General features: G+C 39.0%; 17 protein-coding genes. 13 read left to right on the top strand and 4 right to left on the bottom strand.

Going from position 1 to position 17,266, the window contains the following annotated elements; all coding sequences use genetic code 11:
• Positions 1–291 precede the first annotated feature (291 nt).
• The 7 genes from PLK24_RS02335 to PLK24_RS02365 all read left to right on the top strand — a co-directional run bounded on the left by PLK24_RS02335 (position 292) and on the right by PLK24_RS02365 (position 7,824).
• Positions 292–1,317, top strand: coding sequence for an ABC transporter permease (locus PLK24_RS02335; protein WP_324476154.1), 1,026 nt, complete (start codon positions 292–294; stop codon positions 1,315–1,317).
• A gap of 5 nt (positions 1,318–1,322) precedes the next feature.
• Positions 1,323–2,198 carry an ABC transporter permease gene (locus tag PLK24_RS02340; protein ID WP_324476155.1) on the top strand — a complete coding sequence of 292 codons (876 nt, stop codon included), beginning with the start codon at positions 1,323–1,325 and terminating at the stop codon, positions 2,196–2,198.
• 2 nt (positions 2,199–2,200) lie between these two features.
• On the top strand, positions 2,201–3,190 hold the full coding sequence (locus PLK24_RS02345) for an ABC transporter ATP-binding protein (protein ID WP_324476156.1): 990 nt from the start codon (positions 2,201–2,203) through the stop codon (positions 3,188–3,190).
• A complete protein-coding gene (locus PLK24_RS02350; protein WP_324476157.1) occupies positions 3,187–4,149 on the top strand; it encodes an ABC transporter ATP-binding protein in 963 nt (320 codons plus the stop codon). Before PLK24_RS02345 ends, PLK24_RS02350 begins: the two co-directional genes overlap by 4 nt.
• A 105-nt stretch (positions 4,150–4,254) precedes the next feature.
• The gene (locus PLK24_RS02355; RefSeq protein WP_324476158.1) at positions 4,255–5,436 is read left to right on the top strand and encodes a hypothetical protein; all 1,182 of its coding nucleotides are present in this window, start codon (positions 4,255–4,257) and stop codon (positions 5,434–5,436) included.
• 4 nt (positions 5,437–5,440) lie between these two features.
• Positions 5,441–6,223 (top strand): hypothetical protein, encoded by a 783-nt coding sequence (locus PLK24_RS02360; RefSeq protein WP_324476159.1) that lies wholly within the window; start codon positions 5,441–5,443, stop codon positions 6,221–6,223.
• A gap of 29 nt (positions 6,224–6,252) precedes the next feature.
• Positions 6,253–7,824 carry an LPS-assembly protein LptD gene (locus PLK24_RS02365; protein WP_324476160.1) on the top strand — a complete coding sequence of 524 codons (1,572 nt, stop codon included), beginning with the start codon at positions 6,253–6,255 and terminating at the stop codon, positions 7,822–7,824.
• A gap of 24 nt (positions 7,825–7,848) precedes the next feature.
• On the opposite strand, the gene PLK24_RS02370 is transcribed toward PLK24_RS02365, so the two are convergent.
• From PLK24_RS02370 to PLK24_RS02380, 3 genes are all read right to left on the bottom strand, one after another.
• A complete protein-coding gene (locus PLK24_RS02370) occupies positions 7,849–9,414 on the bottom strand; it encodes an L-aspartate oxidase (protein ID WP_324476161.1) in 1,566 nt (521 codons plus the stop codon).
• Positions 9,404–10,264 (bottom strand): carboxylating nicotinate-nucleotide diphosphorylase, encoded by an 861-nt coding sequence (gene nadC / locus PLK24_RS02375; protein ID WP_324476162.1) that lies wholly within the window; start codon positions 10,262–10,264, stop codon positions 9,404–9,406. Before nadC ends, PLK24_RS02370 begins: the two co-directional genes overlap by 11 nt.
• Before the next feature lie 94 nt (positions 10,265–10,358).
• Entirely contained in the window at positions 10,359–11,420 is a 1,062-nt protein-coding gene (locus PLK24_RS02380) for a hypothetical protein (RefSeq protein ID WP_324476163.1), read from the bottom strand.
• Between the two features lie 148 nt (positions 11,421–11,568).
• Here PLK24_RS02380 and PLK24_RS02385 point away from each other — a divergent pair, with 148 nt between their 5' ends.
• The 6 genes from PLK24_RS02385 to rdgB all read left to right on the top strand — a co-directional run bounded on the left by PLK24_RS02385 (position 11,569) and on the right by rdgB (position 16,788).
• Positions 11,569–12,438: a carbon-nitrogen hydrolase family protein gene (locus tag PLK24_RS02385; RefSeq protein ID WP_324476164.1), complete on the top strand. Its 870-nt coding sequence runs from the start codon at positions 11,569–11,571 to the stop codon at positions 12,436–12,438.
• A gap of 227 nt (positions 12,439–12,665) precedes the next feature.
• The gene (locus tag PLK24_RS02390) at positions 12,666–13,154 is read left to right on the top strand and encodes a single-stranded DNA-binding protein (protein ID WP_324476165.1); all 489 of its coding nucleotides are present in this window, start codon (positions 12,666–12,668) and stop codon (positions 13,152–13,154) included.
• The gene (locus PLK24_RS02395; protein WP_324476166.1) at positions 13,138–14,793 is read left to right on the top strand and encodes an N-acetylmuramoyl-L-alanine amidase family protein; all 1,656 of its coding nucleotides are present in this window, start codon (positions 13,138–13,140) and stop codon (positions 14,791–14,793) included. Before PLK24_RS02390 ends, PLK24_RS02395 begins: the two co-directional genes overlap by 17 nt.
• A 6-nt stretch (positions 14,794–14,799) precedes the next feature.
• On the top strand, positions 14,800–15,408 hold the full coding sequence (locus PLK24_RS02400) for a GerMN domain-containing protein (protein WP_324476167.1): 609 nt from the start codon (positions 14,800–14,802) through the stop codon (positions 15,406–15,408).
• A gap of 43 nt (positions 15,409–15,451) precedes the next feature.
• The gene (gene rph / locus PLK24_RS02405; protein WP_349770642.1) at positions 15,452–16,189 is read left to right on the top strand and encodes a ribonuclease PH; all 738 of its coding nucleotides are present in this window, start codon (positions 15,452–15,454) and stop codon (positions 16,187–16,189) included.
• Complete coding sequence (gene rdgB, locus PLK24_RS02410) at positions 16,186–16,788, top strand: RdgB/HAM1 family non-canonical purine NTP pyrophosphatase (RefSeq protein WP_324476169.1); 603 nt, start codon at positions 16,186–16,188, stop codon at positions 16,786–16,788. The genes rph and rdgB overlap by 4 nt, the downstream gene beginning before the upstream one ends.
• Positions 16,789–16,826: 38 nt before the next feature.
• Here the strand turns inward: rdgB and PLK24_RS02415 are convergent, their stop codons facing one another.
• Positions 16,827–17,090 (bottom strand): hypothetical protein, encoded by a 264-nt coding sequence (locus tag PLK24_RS02415; RefSeq protein ID WP_324476170.1) that lies wholly within the window; start codon positions 17,088–17,090, stop codon positions 16,827–16,829.
• Positions 17,091–17,266 lie beyond the last annotated feature (176 nt).

Consider the following 17,266-nt stretch of genomic DNA (forward strand, 5'->3'; position numbering starts at 1 on the left):
GAAATGAATTTCCCCCTTTAGAAAAGGGGGTTAGGGGGATTTGAGTTTTTGGAAACCAATCGAATCCCTCTCAATCTCCTTTTAGCCAAAGGGAGAGGCCAATATAATAGGGTATTTGTTTGAAATGGTATTTTCATGATAGCCAATGAATGGTTATTTAATTCTCCTGGGTAGGAGAAAACTGAAATATGGAAGTACTTATTTTAATGATTATTGGTTTCAATACTGATCGCTGTTGCTAATCATTCATCACTGTCTTTAAAGGATAAAAGGAAAGGGTAGAACCAGAGTATGAATTTTTCACGCTTTCTCGCTCGACGCTTGGGATATTCAATATTTGTTCTCATCGGATTATCGATTGTGGTCTTTATCATAGCTCGAATGGTACCAGGAGACCCTGCCCGGGCAGCCCTCGGACCTCGAGCTTCTCAGGAGGCAGTTGATAAACTACGAGAAAAGCTTCATCTTGATGAATCTTTGGTTGTTCAATATGCCTTTTGGATTAAGTCAGTTTTTCAGGGTGACTTGGGTGAATCCTTACTCACTCGACGTCCAGTTATCGAAGATATAAAAGAATTTTTACCCGCCACCCTTGAGTTGGCACTTTTCTCCGGTTTATTTATGGCTTTTTTTGGAATCCTCTTAGGAATACTATCGGCTCGACACAGTAATACCTGGGTTGATAATCTGATAAGAGTTTTCGCTTATATTGGTATAGCAACTCCAGCATTCGTTGTTGCCATTATTCTATTACTAGTCTTTGGCATGTATTACCAGGTATTTCCAACCATCGGTAGGTTAAGCCAGTGGGTTGATGCCCCAACCAAAATTACCGGGCTAATAACCATTGACAGTTTGCTCACCGGAAATCTAACTGCCTTTTTAGATGCTTTAAAACATCTAATGCTTCCCGCGTTTAGCCTTGCTTTAGGAGGAATGTTTCAAGAAGCTCGTATCACCCGTTCCAGCATGTTGGAAAACTCAAAAAAAGACTATGTCTCAGCTGCTCGGTCCTATGGTATCCCGGAGCGAACGGTAATCTTTAAATACCTTTTCAAGCCTTCCATTATCCCAACCGTCTCTATCCTTGGTTTAGATTTTGCATCTTTAATGGGAAATGCTTTTTTAGTCGAACTTCTGTTTAACTGGCCGGGTATTTCCCGTTACGGAATTAATGTCATGCTTCGCAAAGATGTTGATGCCATAATCGCGGTAATTATGGTCCTAGGAATTGTTTTTACTCTTATCAACATTATTGTCGATATCATTGTTGCCTATCTCGATCCACGAATCCGATTAGTTGAAAGAGGAGATTAATTGCAATGAATCTATCCCCAAAAAAATCCAAAAGAACCAAAAGCGGTAAAGCTTGGTATAAATTCTCTCGGAATCCTCTCTCGGTTGTGGGTTTAGTAATTGTCCTTTTTGTAATTTTTAGTGCTTTGCTTGCGCCTTGGGTTACTCCCTATCCTGCTCATTCCGGAAAATACGTAAACTATGGGGAAGCCAATTTTTCTCCATCGATACAACATCTATTTGGTACAGATGTTTTTGGCCGTGATGTGTTCACCCGAACCATCTATGCTTTTCGCTCATCATTAATTATGGGAATTGTTGTTCTCGCAATCGTTGTCCCAATTGGAGTTACCCTTGGTCTTTTAGCTGGTTATTTCAAAGAAACCTGGATAGATGTCTTGATCATGAGAATAACCGATATCTTTCTTTCGGTGCCTCCTCTAATACTCGCCTTGGCCATTACTTCAGTTCTTAAACCCAATTTAACCAATGCTATGTTAGCCGTTTCAGTAATGTGGTGGCCGTGGTATACCCGGTTGGTTTATGGGATGGCCACCTCTTTACGGAATGAATATTTTGTTCAATCAGCAGAGCTATTGGGGGCGAGTAAGTTTCACGTCCTTTTTAAAGAAATACTCCCCAATTGTCTATCAACCATTTTGACCAAAATGACCCTTGATATGGGTTGGGTTATCCTTATCGGAGCATCACTTTCTTTTGTTGGATTAGGAGAGCAAGCTCCTAAGGCAGCCCTGGGATCCATGGTTGCTGATGGAGCAAAATATCTTCCTGAATATTGGTGGATCTCGGTATTCCCGGGTTTAGCTATCATGCTGATTGTTTTAGGATTCAACCTCCTTGGTGACGGCATCAGCGATTTATTTTCAATGGAGGAAGCCTAAACATGTCTCAACTTATTCTTGACATCAAAAATCTAACCGTTAACTTTCGTGTTTATGGTGGGTATTTAAAAGTATTAAATGAAGTTAATTTCTCGGTTGTACAAGGAGAAAAAGTAGGTCTCGTCGGTGAAACTGGCTGTGGAAAAACTACCACCATGAAAACCGTCATGGGTATTCTTCCTCAACCTCCAGGGAAAATAGCCCAAGGTGAAATTTTTTTCCAAGGAAAAAACGTTCTTACCATGAAGAAATCCGAGATTGAAAAAATGCGTCAAACTGGAATATCAATGATATTCCAAGATCCAACCGCCGCCCTCAATCCGGTTTTTACCATCGGACAACAACTTTATGATGTGGTGCAACATTCCCAGTCAAGCGATGATGGCCAATCTCGCCTTTCTGCCCATGAAGTCTCGATACGAGCACTCCAGGACGTTTCTCTCCCTGATCCAAAACGCATATTAGACAATTATCCTTTGCAATTAAGTGGGGGCATGCGGCAACGAGTCTGCATTGCCCTTGCCATCGCCAGGGCCAAACAGTTACTCATAGCTGATGAGCCGGGAACCTCTTTAGATGTGACTATTCAAGATCAGATTTTAAGATTGCTCAATCAAATTGCCGCTGAAAAACAAATGGCGATCATTTTAATTTCTCATTCTCTGGGTGTGATTCGTGAATGGACCAATCGGGTTTATGTTATGTATGCCGGATCAATCGTTGAAGAATCAACAACTGAAGAGTTATTTTCCCATCCCCTCCATCCTTATACTCGATCATTAATGGATTGTGTCCCCAAATTAACCGGCGGAGGAACCGCCGAGGGGATTCCCGGAAGAATTCCCGATTATTTTAATCCGCCTACTGGTTGTCGTTTTCATCCTCGTTGTCCTCATGCTTTTGCTTTGTGCTCTGAAAAAAAACCCGCCCTATATCATGTCAACGACACTCATCAGGTAGCATGTTATCTCTACCAGGAGGTAAACCAGTGAACGCAGTACTTGAAGTAAAAAAACTTAAAAAATATTTCTCGACTACCAAAGGAGTTGTAAAAGCAGTCAATGATGTCAGTTTTTCTATTACACCGGGTGAAACTCTCGGACTAGTTGGAGAATCGGGTTCGGGAAAGAGTACGGTTGCTTATACCGTTATGGGACTCTATCAACCAAGTGGTGGTCAGATTCTTTTCCAAGGGCAAGATGTTGCTATCTCTCACCACAAAAGAAAACGAATATTAAAAAAAGAACTACAAATCGTTTTCCAGGACCCGGGATCTTCGCTTAATCCAAGACAAACCATAGAAAACATCTTAGCCCTGCCCATTCGTCTTCACGATAGGGATTATAAAAAAGGGATTGCTGAAAAAGTGCAAGAAATATTGTCCTTAGTAGAACTTCCCGTCGAGTATATGGAAAAATATCCTCGTTCTCTTGGGGGTGGTGAAAAACAGATGGTGGCTATTGCTAGGGCTCTTGCAACCAATCCTTCACTCATTGTTTTAGATGAACCAACCTCAGCTCTGGATGTATCAATTCAGGCAAAAATTATCCATAAACTCATTGAAATCCAACAAGAAAAAAACTTGGGATACCTATTCATTACCCATGATTTAAGCTTAATGAGAAATATTGCCCACCGTGTCGCTATCATGTACCTGGGTCGTATAGTTGAAACAGCACCGGCTCAACAGTTTTTTGAAACTCCTTATCATCCTTATACCCGAATGCTGATATCCTCGATTCCGGTTGTCTCCTCAGAAGAAGAAAAATTAAAACCAGGAAAAATCCCTTCAATGGGGGAAATCCCTAGTCCAGTAAATATACCCGCAGGTTGTGTATTTCATCCTCGTTGTGTTAATCGGATGCCGATTTGTGATCAAGAGGAACCAATCGATTTTGAGATCAAACCAGGTCATTGGGTAAAATGCCATCTCTGGTCTCCTAATAAATAATTGATTTCTAATCATAGAATCATTGAAAAATTTTTTACTCATAACCCTTTAGATGGAACAACTCTACGGTATAATGATAAGAAGAAATATGAAGGAGTGAGTGCTATGAAGATGGCTTCCGTTTTGTGTATAAGCATGTTGATACTGGCGCTTGTTTTTCCAGCCTATGGCCAAGACCAGGTAGCATCACCTTTAGTAAAAGACTTGGAAAATATGGAACGCATACTTTATGGTGTTCCAGAAACTGGAAGTGTTTTAATCCGTACTGAAAACCTTGAGAGAGATTTAATTGGTGATACCCTGTCAGGAACTTTAATGGAAAGGCTCAATACTCTGAAAACCTTCATTTTAACCGGTACACCCGAAGAACCTTCTTTAGATTTTAAACTCAAGTCAATTCGACTTTCTCTCAATACTGCCGAGCAGAAAACTGGAATTTTAACCGCTCAACTGGACGAATTTGAACAGCTCATATTTGGTGTTCCCAGCGCCGAACCTATCGGTGTCCGGGTTGATAAGCTTTACCGAACCGTAGTAAATACTTCCTACACATCAAATTTCCAGGTTACCGTTCCTGTTTCTTCTTTAGTAAAAGTTAGTATTCAAACCAATTTAAATTCAGAAAAAAATAATGTTGGCGACCCAGTTCCTTATGTTTTAATCGAAGATTTTATTGTAAATGATATTCTTATAGCTCCAGCTGGAACCGAAGGAGAAGGCTGGATCAGCAAAATCCGCCGCAAAGGAAATTTCGGAAGAGCTGGTATGATTCAAATTGATTTTGGGTCAATCACCAGTCTTGATGGTACCCCAATAGTTCTTACTTTGGGAGATAAAGCTATTCAAGAAAATAAAGCATTTGCTTATGCAATTGGAACCAGTATTGTTGGCCTGGTCGCACTTGGTCCGATCGGAGCCGTAGCTGGATTTTTAATCAATGGGGAACCAGCCAAAGTTGAATCAGGTAGTGAGCTATTTGTGGAAACCACTCAGGAATTGGTTGTATCCGGCCCAATTGCTTCGTCAGTTTCATATCAAACCTATCAAGATCAAGGTTATACCACAACCGAAATTGACACTTACCAACCCTCCTATAATCAAGATCAAAATATCCCGGAGGTAGAAATTGAAGTTAAGCCAGTTGAGACTTGGGATGCTGAAGAAGATATCGAAGAAACAGTTGATGTCACCAGCATTGCCACACCAATTCCAATTCAACAATCCAAACCATCACCAACATCGGGTATTGATATCGAAATTAAACCCTACCAGGAAGGAGATTTTTAAAAATATGAATAAAAAAACCCTCATCCTTTTGTTCCTAATTCCTTGTATTGTTGTTTTATTTATTAGCTTTACATCCTTAGCAAAAACCGATGCCGACAAAATTTATTCTCAAACCCAAAAAAAATGGACCCAAAGTCAAACCGTTGGGGATGCTTTCTCGGTAAAAGCTGTATTTTGGAATCCAGAATTGGTGCAGGCCTGGGTCGCCAAATACGGAGCTGAAAATCTCCTTTCTTTGGAAGAGCAAACTGCTTATCATCGTGACTTCATACAAAGAGAGCGTTTTCAACGATATTTAGTTTTTGATGTAACCATTGAAAAACTCACGGGACCCGCTCTTTTCCCTTTGAATTTTACTAAAAACACCTATTTAATCGACGATCAAGGCAATAAGTATTACCTACTTGAGTTCCCTCGTGAATTTGATGATAAAATTTTTGACAAAGTATCAGGAAAAATGTATTTCAGTCGAATCGGGAAGAATGATCAACCAATAGTTGGCCCAGATACCAAAAAAATTACTCTTCATTTTTCTCATTTGTCAATCGAACCTTCTTATGTCGCTCAAAATGTCGAACTCATTTGGAAAGATCCTTATATTCCTCCTGATTACACCCAAGTAAGTTGGCAACCAGAACTTGAAGAAGAAATCCTCCGTTTGCAAGAAAGAATTATTCTGCTGGAAGCAGAAAAAAAAGAGTTGATTGAAAATCAAAAATTGATTGAATCTGAAATTGAAAATGTAAAAAATAAAATCGAGGAGCTGCAAGCAAACCTAAAGCAATGAACCAACTTCATCTCTTTTTTATAAAAGCGATGAAAAAACCAGTATTGGTCGCTTTTTTTCTATTATTAACTATTCCTTTAACGACAAGCATCGGAGCAAAAGAAGGCATTCGAATTAATGCCGATACTCTCCTTTATGACGATGCCGGTTCGCAGGTTGAAGCCATTGGAAATGTCCACCTATCCTGGAAGGATATTTCTTTTGCAACCAATCAGCTGCTTTTTCGGTTTGATACATCTGAAGCCTTTATTCCAGGCTTTATAAAGGCTCGCTTTGGTAATTATCAAATTAGTGCAGAAAAAATGTACTACAACTTTCAAACCAGAAATGGTTGGTTTGAAAGCGCAGAATTGGTATATGAATTAAGCGAAGGAGGAAATCTTTACTTTCGAGGTTCGAAGATCGAGTATCAAAAAGGAAAATGGACCGGTACCGACCTATTGGTTACCGGATGTCCACATTCACCTCCCTTATACAGCGTTCGTGCTAAGGAAGTTTTAATCTATCCACAGGATCGGATATTAATCAGCGGATTAGGGTTTTTCATCAAAGAAAAAAGAATTATTCAACTACCTGCCTATTCCCGGCTCCTCAACAATCATGGTTCTAATTTTATACCGAGCTTGGGTTACCAAAGAAAAAAGGGGCTCTTTGTTGAAGGCAACTATGAATATCTTTTCTCGGAAAACTTGTTATTTCAGGCTAATCTATACTATTCCACCTTACAAAGCAGTCGAATAAGTAGTGACATAACCCTTCAGTATCCCTATGTTGAAGCACGGATATTTATTGATCTTTGGCAAAATGAAGAGTCTACCATGGGGGGTTATGCTCATTATCAAAAAAATGGATTATCTCTCTGGATGTTAGGTATTGAAAACGAAAGGTTTAATGATGAAGTCATCAGTCGTTTACCCCAATTCATCGCTTCTTACCGTACTGAATCTGAAAATGGATTTTTTATTGAAGCGAATTTAAGTTATGGAAAATTTTCCCAGGGTGATATGAGTACTTGGCGAAACGATGTTTATTTAAGCGCAGGATTGGAAAAAAAGAACTACGGGGGAGAAATTTTCTATCAAAACATTAACCTTTCCGTTCTTGATGATGCAACTGTTTGGGGAGGAAAGGTCTGGGCGGAAAAAGAATTTTCTTCTCATTTTAGCGCAGGAATATTTTATGAATATACTCAAGTAAATGGAGAAACCTATTTTTTCTTTGATCCCAAAGATACTAATATTTTCGGTTTGGAGTTGGTTTATGGTAATCTTGACCAAACTTATCTTCGACTTCGAGGCGAGTATGATCTTAATATTGGAGGCCTTGGTGATATTATTGCCGGTATCGGATTAGGAAGTAAAGAGTTTTCTGTAGGCATGGAGACTATTTACTCCTTTCCCGATCAAAACTGGGAAGAGCGTCGTTATTATATTCGAAAACAGTTAGAAGAATGTATCGATATTGAAGCTTCTTATTGGGAATCTGACCAAACCTTTTTTGTAAGTGTTAATCTGGCTGGACTTGATCAGAAAAAACACATCGAGAGCTTATTTGATGAGCAAGAAGAATACGACCTTTTTAATCTGAATCGTGAAAACTAATAAATGATAAAACAAGATTAATAACTATTGAACCATTGAAGAATCGGAACGAAAATGAGTTCCCAAAGAGATTGGATTTCTTAAGGCTGCTTCAACGACCAATAAACCGGAATCAACACTATTTTCAAATTCAAGGAGAGAGCCAGATACACCTAATTGGTTTTTCAGTTGAACTGCTTGTTTTTTTAAACCACGAAGCACTTCTAAGGCGTACTTTAACCCCGATTGATCCCGAATAAGTCCGGCGAATTTCCACATGGTATCTTGAATAATTTTCCGCATACTTTCCAAAATTGCCTCAGGTGGAGGATTTCCGCAAGAATATTCGAACGGTATTATTCGAGGTTGTTCCTTGGTAGCTGGATTTTTTATAATATCATGAGAAGCTCGGTAAGCAAAGGTTAATCCTTCTAAAAGACTGGTAGAAGCCAAGCGATTGGCACCATGCACACCAGTGCAGGCAACTTCGCCAATAGCATAGAGACGTTTAATCGAGGTACGGCCAAAACTATCGGTAAGTATTCCCCCACAGCAAAAATGAGCTCCTGGGGCAACTGGTATCGGTTCTCGGGTAATATCAATCCCTCGGTATAAACATTCTTCATAGATGGTTGGGAAGGTTGCCTTTATTTTTTCCGGTGAAATCACATGACAAAGATCAAGAAAAACACAATGGGAATTCTGGGTGAGCATTTCTTCAAAGATTGCCCGGGAAACCACATCACGAGGCGCCAAGCTTCCCAAATGATGATATTTATGCATAAAAGCTTTCCCTTCATGATTAACGAGTTCAGCTCCCTCGCCTCGAACCGTTTCAGAAATAAGAAAAGTCTGGGAATATTCAGGACTAAAAAGAAGGGTAGGGTGGAATTGAACATATTCCATATTTTGCAGGATGGCTCCAGCTCGATTCGCTATAGCATAACCATCACCGGTATTCCAAGGTCCTCCAGTTGAATATTGATAAAGAGAATTTAATCCTCCAGTAGCAAAAATGGTTGCCCGAGCAAAAAAGGGTATTATAGTCCTTTTGCGAGGATCCAGCAAATAAACACCCAGACACTCCGGAGTTTCATAGCGAGATCGAGATGAAAATTGGTAGCGATTGGAAAGAATCAAGCCAATTGCATAGGTGTTTTTTTTAACCTCGATAAGATGTTCCTCGAGGATTCCTTCATGAAGTGCTTTTTGAATAGCTCTTCCAGTACAATCCTTAACATGAAGAACACGCCTTTGAGAATGCGCTGCTTCCTGAAAAAGATCCCATTCTCCCTGTTCATTTTCCTCAAATGGAACCCGTAGTTTTTGAATAAATAATCTTTTAACCAGCGAAGGACCAATCTTAGCTAACACTTTAGCACTTTTTTCTAAGGCACTTCCATCAGAAGCATTAAGAATATCTTGCTCGAGAATCTTCCAAGAATCATTTTTGCCTCGATATACAATCCCTCCCTGGGCTTTTTCGGTGTTAGTTTCCTCAAGCGATTGTCCCTTACTGACCAATAAAACTCGTTGAGATTTTTCTGCCAGAAAAAGGGCAGCACTACTTCCTGCAATTCCGTTCCCAATAATCAAAGCATCATAATACATCTTTGACTTCTTCTACCTCCAAATTCAAGTCCAACCAAATGGCGTGATGGGTAATATATCCAGTAGAGATGATATCAACACCTTGTTTTGCAATTTCCCTTACCGTTTCTAAACTGACACCTCCCGAAGCCTCTACGATCGATCTTTTATTAATCATTTTTACTGCTTCTTTAATTTGTCCTATATTCATATTGTCCAGCATAATAACATCAGCCTTTTCTTCGATTGCCTCACTCACTTGTAGTATATTTTCACATTCAACCACGATTCGTGCCGTAAAGGGAATAGCAGGTCTAACTCTTTGAATGGCATCCTTTACCGATCCACAAATCGAAATATGGTTATCCTTGATAAGAGCACAATCGTATAAGCCGAGACGGTGATTTACTCCACCCCCACAACGGACAGCGTACTTTTCAAAGATCCTCAAACCAGGACTAGTCTTTCTTGTGTCAGCTATTTTTACCGGTAAACCCTTAACCGCTTCGACAAACTCTCGAGTTTTTGTAGCAATTCCACACAGTCTTTGTAATAAATTAAGGGCAACCCTTTCTCCCATCAAAATTGCCCGGGTTTGCCCTATAATTTCCATAACGCAATCACCACTTTTAAATTCTTCACCTTCTTCAATAAGAGTCTTTTCATTCGTCTGAGGGTCTATGAGGTTAAAAAGGCGAATCGCAAATGGACCTCCTGACATTATTCCTTTTTCTTTAGCAATAATTCTTGCCCGCACCGGCTTTAAGCTAAGGTCTCCCAAACCTTGGGTAGTAATATCATCAAAACCTAAATCTTCTTCTAAAAATATTTGCAACCTTCGGTCGACGTCCCATGGAACCAAACCTCTCACTCGTTCATCATCCTTCCCATTCTAAAAATAAATTCTATTTATTTTATCATGGATTGTTCCTTCTTTCTTTTTTTTATTGATATATATATGGTTTTCAGTTTGGTGTAGTTTTATTTCTTAGAAATCTTTGGTCTTCAACAACTCCCCAAAGAAGATAGGCAGCAATCCTTTCTATGGTTCCTGTTGTTCCAAATCGGCTTTTTAAAAAATTGTTGTATTCATAAAAATTGTTGGTATTTTTTAAATAAACGAACATTTCTTGAGGATGATTCCGATCCAGAGGTATGACTTTTTTATTTATACCAACCGCTTGTATGGTGTAAAGATCATCCATTGATAAAATAAGATCGGATTGAACCAAGGTTTCGCTCTGAAAAAGAGTTAAATTAATATAGTATGGGTTTTTCCAAAGATATCCTTCCAATATTTCTCCTTCTAAACTTTTTGATAAATTCCATCCCAATCGACTTGCTATGGCAGTAATTGCCTGCATGGTTTTTTGACCAGGGGGAATTACCATCAGATAATAACCGTTCATCATATCGGCAAAATCAGGAAAGAGTTTGAGGATAAGCTCAAAATCAAATTCAAAACGATCAATACTGGGGAAAAAAGAATAAATTGGCTTTTTCCCGTGTATAAATGGAAATTCAATGGGTTGAACCAAATCAGAAAGAACATTTCCAATGAAATAAGAAGCTTGGTTTTTTTGACGGAGATAATGATTGAGATATTGATCATTGGTTAAAAATGATTGGGTAAGGTATTTAGTAAAATAGTAATCAAACCATGAGAATGTCTGGTTAAATTGACGAGTTATCCATATGAAAATTGGTTTTTTTTGAATGAGAAAAAATATCCATAGAAGAAGACAAGTCTTATGTCCTATCAATATTATAGTCTCTCGAAATCTTCTCCTTCGACGCAAGGTTCGTATCATACGATACCATTCAATAACTTTTGGAAACAATTGAAATATCGATGGTAGAGTTATGTCGGATTTTATCTCAGGATAATCTTGTTTCTTTAATTCTTGTATATAATGGGGGTGGAAAAAATAGACTTTGGCAAGGGATACTTTTCTTAAATTCCAACAGATATTTTTACTGATTTGATCTTCTAAATCATTTTCTGGAATGAATAGAAAACACTTCATATTTTCCCCTCGCTTATAAAGATTTAATAAGCTATAAAAATATACTCTTGCCAATGCTTCAATTATTGTACTATATTATTGAAAAGGCTGAGAACGGCTTTTCTAAGTAAACCTTGCTTTTTTTAAAATAATTCTTTGAGATAGGGCTATGGATAGTTTAAAAGTTGCGATTATTCAAATTCAAACCGGTCCAAATAAAAAATCTAATTTGTTAAAAACTGCCGAGCTTTTTGCTTCAATTAAGAATCACCAAGCAAACTTGATACTCCTACCGGAAATGTTTCAGTGCCCTTATAGTCTGGAATCATTCCCAACTTTCGCTGAAGATATCCTTACTGGCGAAACCAGTCTCTTTTTATCGAATCTCGCTCATGAACATAGAGTTTTCTTAGTTGGCGGTTCAATACCGGAAAAAAAAGGAAATCACTATTATAATACCTCTATAGTTTATAACCCCTCTGGTGAGATTGTTGGTGTTTATAGGAAAATACATCTTTTCGATGTTGACTTTAAAAACCTCCATTTCCAAGAATCAGCAGTTCTCGATCCTGGAAATACTCCACTTTTAATTGATACTCCTTGGGGGAAAATTGGTATTTTAATCTGTTACGATCTTCGTTTTCCTGAACTTATTCGCCTTTATGCTTTGCGGGGGGCATTTATGGTTGCAGTCCCCGCTGCTTTTAACCCGGTTACCGGGCCTCTCCACTGGGAGGTTCTCTTCCGAGCGCGGGCAATTGATAATCAGGTTTTTCTTTTGGGCGCATCACCAGCACCACACCCAGGCTCATCCTATCAAGCTTATGGCCATAGCCTTGTTGTTGATCCTTTGGGTAGGGTTTTAGAGCAGCTTGGTAATGAAGAAGCAATAATAATAAAAGACATTGATCTCTCTTTAGTTGACCAAGCCCGCCAACAGCTTCCTTTGTTAAGGCATCGCCGACAAGATCTCTATGCACTAAATCCTGATGAAAAATTAGTTAGTTTATTAAAAGATCAAAAAGGGGGGGCAATTTAAATCATCATCCCTAAAATCCCTTACTCCCCTTAATAAAGGGAGCAAGGGATTCCTCAACAAGAAGAGTGAAAAAAAGAAAAGACGAGATCTTCTCGGATTTAAAAGAGATATCCTCAGGGTGATAGAATCTTTTCATCATCATTCGTCATTGTATTTATGGTTTAGAATATGCTAAACTAACAGAAATTATTTATTTAGAATTTCTTAGTTTATATGGGGGAACAGAAATGGCTGGAGATATTAACTATTTTTTTGGTATTGGAAATCTCACGCGTGACCCTGATCTTCGCTATACTCCCCAGGGGACACCCGTATGTCGATTTGATATAGCTATGAACCGTTTTTATCAAAATAAAAATGGCCAACAAACGAAAGATACCACTTTCCTAAGAATAACCGCTTGGAGTAAGCTTGGTGAGAATTGTGCACGTTTTCTTCATAAAGGGAGCAGAGTAGCGGTAGTTGGAGAGCTTCTTGCTAATAATTGGGAAGATCGGAACGGGACTAAACGAACTTCCTATGAAGTCCGGGCAATGAATGTACAATTTCTTTCCCCGCCTCAAAAAGCCAACGAAGAAATTCGGGGAATTGGTGAGGGTTTTTCATCTGAAGCCGAAATTGAACCTTTTAGTTTTGATTCCCAAAATATGGAGAATGCCTTAGGAGAATTAGAAGATATTTCTCCAGAAGGGAACAACGATGTCGCGCCATTCTAATTCCTTATATATATGGCTTTTGCTTCTTCTATTTTGCTTGGTTTTTTCTCAACCAATCTATTCAAAAATCAATATTGAATATCAAGGACAGGTCTTTTCGCTTGATTTACCAACAATAAAAGTCAATGGTGATAATTACATCTCGGTTGAAAATCTTTTCAAACAAATAGGGGGGGTAGAATATTATTCTCCCATTATGAAAAAAGTAAATCTATTTTTTGGGGGAAAAAATTGGGTTTTATCACTTGACAAAGGAATAGCCGTTGCTGAAAGTGGTGAAGAAATACCCTTAGGACGTTCGGTGGTCATTCAAGAAAATTCCGTTTATATTTCACCTCAATTTCTTAATCAGCTCTTTGGAATTTCCACTGATACCAGTTCAACAGTCGTAACTCCGTCACCTTCAACAACAAAAACACCTTCAACAATCTCACCGGTTACCCTTCCTACTGGAAGCTCGTCACTCCTTAATGTTCGGTCTCATTCCTATGGTGATGAAAATCGCTCAAGGGTTACTTTTGATTTTGGGATTAACTTACCAACTCATTCCATGCAAACCGACCAAGCCAACAACCGCATTATTCTAACCTTTAACAATGCTACCTTGACTCCAGGAACACCAGAGACATTCTTTCTAAACGATAATCGAGTAGATCGAGTAGTGCTTAATAAAAAAGGGAGTAACGTCGAAGCTATTATTTATTTAAAATCTCCCGCCTCAATTCAAAAAAACCAATTGGGCGGAGAGAATCCCCGTATTTATTTAGACATAGTTACTTCCACTTTGTTAACATCTCCTGATGTAACAATTCTTCCAGCAAGTCCATCTCCACCAACACAACCCACTACAACACCAGCGCTTACGTCTACTCCTACACCTGTTGTTCCTACGCCTACAACCAAACCACCAGTCCAACCAACGACTGCAACACCTTACGACAAAATTAATCCCAGGGTTATTGTTATCGATCCTGGTCATGGTGGGAAAGACCCCGGTTGTGTTGTTAACGGGTATCAAGAAAAAGACATTATCCTCCAGGTTTCTAAAAAGCTTAAAGAAGCCCTTACTCAACAAGGCTATGAAGTATATTTGACCCGTGAAGGCGATACCTATCCTGGCCTTAAAGAACGATCCGCAGTAGCCAATAATAAACAGCCAGTGGTTTTATTAAGCATTCATGCCAATGCTGCCCCTAATAAAAAAGCTACTGGGGTTGAAGTTTTCGTAGGAAGTGCACAGATTCATGGCGAAGGGGCCGCTGACGTTGCAAATCGTGAAAATCAACGTTTTATTTCAGAAGGGTATACTGAAGAACAAAATGGAAAAATTAACTCCACTCTTCTTGATTCTTATTATTTAGGAAGTCGTACCGTGAGCATGAAGCTCGGTTCTTTAATCGAAAATAACATCGTCAAAGAGACCGGCCAGGCTTCAAGAGGGCTTAAAGAAGCACCCCTTATTCTATTAAAAGGAATGTATTTCCCCTCATGTTTGATTGAAATTGGTTTTTTGAGCAACCCAACCGAAGCAAAAAACTTAGCAAACGGAGCCTTTCAGGACAAACTGGTGCGAGGAATAGTGGTTGGCATAAAACAATTTATGTCAAGTTCAGATTTAAAAAAATTCCTTGAGGAATAGGACCGAATGAAAAGAAGAAAAAAAAGACTCGCTTTTCTTCAGCCAATATTATATATCCTTATCGGAATGGCAGTTTTTTTTGCAATCGTCTACGCTGGTGAATACTTGATCCCCGGGGGAAAAAAGAACACTGTAGCTCCTGATGATACGGGATTTCTCTCGACCGGTCAAACTTCTTCAGCGATCAGTGGTGATTCTACAGTTGAAGTTGTTCTCTATTTTACCGATGAGGACTTTACCGGTTTGGTTGCGGAAAAACGACTAATTGAAAAGCATCATAATATGCTTGAGTCGGTTCTTCAAGAACTGCTGAGAGGACCCAAGCTTTCATCTCATTATAATCCACTCCCTGAATCAACGCGATTAAACGGTGTTTTCACTGAAAGCGGTATTGTTTATGTTGACCTCAGCCATGAAATGAAAGACGGGCAATCGGGTGGAACCACCCAAGAACTTCTCAGTATTTTTAGTATTGTAGATACTTTAACCTCACTTCCTGATGTTAAACGCATTAAAATATTAATTGATGGAAAGGAAGAAACTACTCTTTGTGGACATATCGACATATCAGAACCACTGGAAAGGGATGAAAAACTCATTGCAGAAATTCAATAGTTTTCAGGATTTGAATTCTTTTTTAAAGAAAGAACGGGATGATATCCACTTAAGAAACGATGGTCGAAACTACGATGAGATACGTTCTCTCATGATCACCAGAAATTATCTTAGAGCAGCTGAAGGTTCAGTTTTAATTGAAGAAGGGAACAATCGTATTGTCTGTTCGGCAACCATAGAAGATAAAGTGCCCCTCTTTCTGCGAGGATCCAACCAAGGGTGGATTACTGCTGAGTACGCCATGATCCCTCGAGCCACATCGACAAGGAATGTTCGTGAATCTATCAAAGGTCGAGTTGGGGGTCGTACCCATGAAATCCAACGGCTTATTGGTCGTGCCCTTCGTTCAGTGATGAATATGGACCTTATTGGCGAACGAACTATTCTTATAGATTGTGATGTGATTCAAGCTGACGGAGGAACCCGTACCCTGGCAATCAACGGATCTTTCATTGCTTTAGTTGATGCCCTCTGGAATTACGTTGATCGAGGTTTACTCCAATCAGGTAATCTTCTGAAAGATTATTTAGCTGCTGTGAGCGTGGGGGTAGTCAACGGTAAAGATCTCCTTGACCTCAATTTTGAAGAAGATTCGATGGCTCAGGTTGATATGAATGTTGTAATGACGGGTAAGGGACAATTTGTTGAAATTCAGGGTACTGCTGAGGGGGATCCCTTTAGCCAAGAAACCCTGAATCGGCTTCTTGCCTTAGCCCAAAAGGGAATTAAAGATATTATAGCTATCCAAAAGAAGGTTTTACTAGAAAGGGGCCTTCCTTGAAACCCGCTTCCCGATTGATTTACATCCTTTCTAAAAATTCGGGAAAGATTAAAGAAATCAATGCGATTTTATCCTCTTATTCAATATCGGTTAGGAGCTTATTTCAAGATTTTTCTTTTGAGGAAGTTGCCGAAACTGGATCGAGTTATGCTGAAAATGCCCTTCTAAAAGCCCATCATGGTTTTAAAATCAGTGAAAATATATGTATTGGGGAAGATTCCGGTTTAGAAGTTGATGCTCTTGACGGAGCTCCAGGGCTTTTTTCGGCCCGCTTTGGTGGAGAAACCTTGGATTCAAAAGAAAAAAATAAGCAAATACTTGAGCTTCTTAAAAAAGTCCCCCAAGATCAAAGATCAGCTTGTTTTGTCTGTGTAGTAGCCTTGGTATGGGAAAAAAGTGAAAAAATTTTTGAAGGTCGTTGTCCGGGACTTATTTCTCAGGAAAGTCGTGGAAGTTCGGGCTTTGGTTATGACCCCATCTTTATACTTCCTCCTTATCAAAAAACTTTTGCCGAGTTAGGCGAAAATATAAAAAACCGCTTGAGCCATAGAGCAATTGCCTTTCGCAAATTGGCAGAATTTCTTCTATCTAATATGTAAAAAAGCCTTCTATCCTGAAAACTCACGGGCATGATAAATCAAGCCCCTACCAAAGAATATAAAATTTTAGGGGCACAATGTATTGCACCGCCACCACTTCCAAACATTAAACCCCAACCAAGAACGAGAAATCCTAATTTTGATACAGCAAAAAAACATAAAATTCTTTGAAAGGATATTGACAGTGTTTTTTTTGACCGATTAAAACCCGGTTCCACCATGGCAAAACCAAGATTCATAAAAAATACCAACATTGAAGCAATAATTACCCAAATGGTATCTAGCATTACCTTATAGTCCATTCTTAAATCCCCCTTGACAAAGTTTAAAATAATGGATATTCGGTTGATTAAGAATCTCTTCGCTGAGACAATAAAGGAATAAATTCAATCACTGTAGTGTGAGAAGGTCTTTCTTCAAAACTCTGAGGGAAAGAAAGCGTTAATCGGGTAACACTCCATTGTATTACCTTGGTAAA

It is taken from the genome of Atribacter sp. (assembly GCF_035418125.1).
Lineage (GTDB): Bacteria > Atribacterota > Atribacteria > Atribacterales > Atribacteraceae > Atribacter > Atribacter allofermentans.

Coding starts and splice junctions, on each gene's coding strand:
- PLK24_RS02380 (WP_324476163.1), bottom strand. CDS start 11,420: ATGAAGTGTTTTCTATTCATTCCAGAAAATGATTTAGAAGATCAAATC.
- PLK24_RS02385 (WP_324476164.1), top strand. CDS start 11,569: ATGGATAGTTTAAAAGTTGCGATTATTCAAATTCAAACCGGTCCAAAT.
- PLK24_RS02395 (WP_324476166.1), top strand. CDS start 13,138: ATGTCGCGCCATTCTAATTCCTTATATATATGGCTTTTGCTTCTTCTA.
- PLK24_RS02390 (WP_324476165.1), top strand. CDS start 12,666: ATGGCTGGAGATATTAACTATTTTTTTGGTATTGGAAATCTCACGCGT.
- PLK24_RS02345 (WP_324476156.1), top strand. CDS start 2,201: ATGTCTCAACTTATTCTTGACATCAAAAATCTAACCGTTAACTTTCGT.
- PLK24_RS02355 (WP_324476158.1), top strand. CDS start 4,255: ATGAAGATGGCTTCCGTTTTGTGTATAAGCATGTTGATACTGGCGCTT.
- PLK24_RS02365 (WP_324476160.1), top strand. CDS start 6,253: ATGAAAAAACCAGTATTGGTCGCTTTTTTTCTATTATTAACTATTCCT.
- PLK24_RS02335 (WP_324476154.1), top strand. CDS start 292: ATGAATTTTTCACGCTTTCTCGCTCGACGCTTGGGATATTCAATATTT.
- PLK24_RS02400 (WP_324476167.1), top strand. CDS start 14,800: ATGAAAAGAAGAAAAAAAAGACTCGCTTTTCTTCAGCCAATATTATAT.
- PLK24_RS02415 (WP_324476170.1), bottom strand. CDS start 17,090: ATGGACTATAAGGTAATGCTAGATACCATTTGGGTAATTATTGCTTCA.
- PLK24_RS02360 (WP_324476159.1), top strand. CDS start 5,441: ATGAATAAAAAAACCCTCATCCTTTTGTTCCTAATTCCTTGTATTGTT.
- PLK24_RS02370 (WP_324476161.1), bottom strand. CDS start 9,414: ATGTATTATGATGCTTTGATTATTGGGAACGGAATTGCAGGAAGTAGT.
- PLK24_RS02340 (WP_324476155.1), top strand. CDS start 1,323: ATGAATCTATCCCCAAAAAAATCCAAAAGAACCAAAAGCGGTAAAGCT.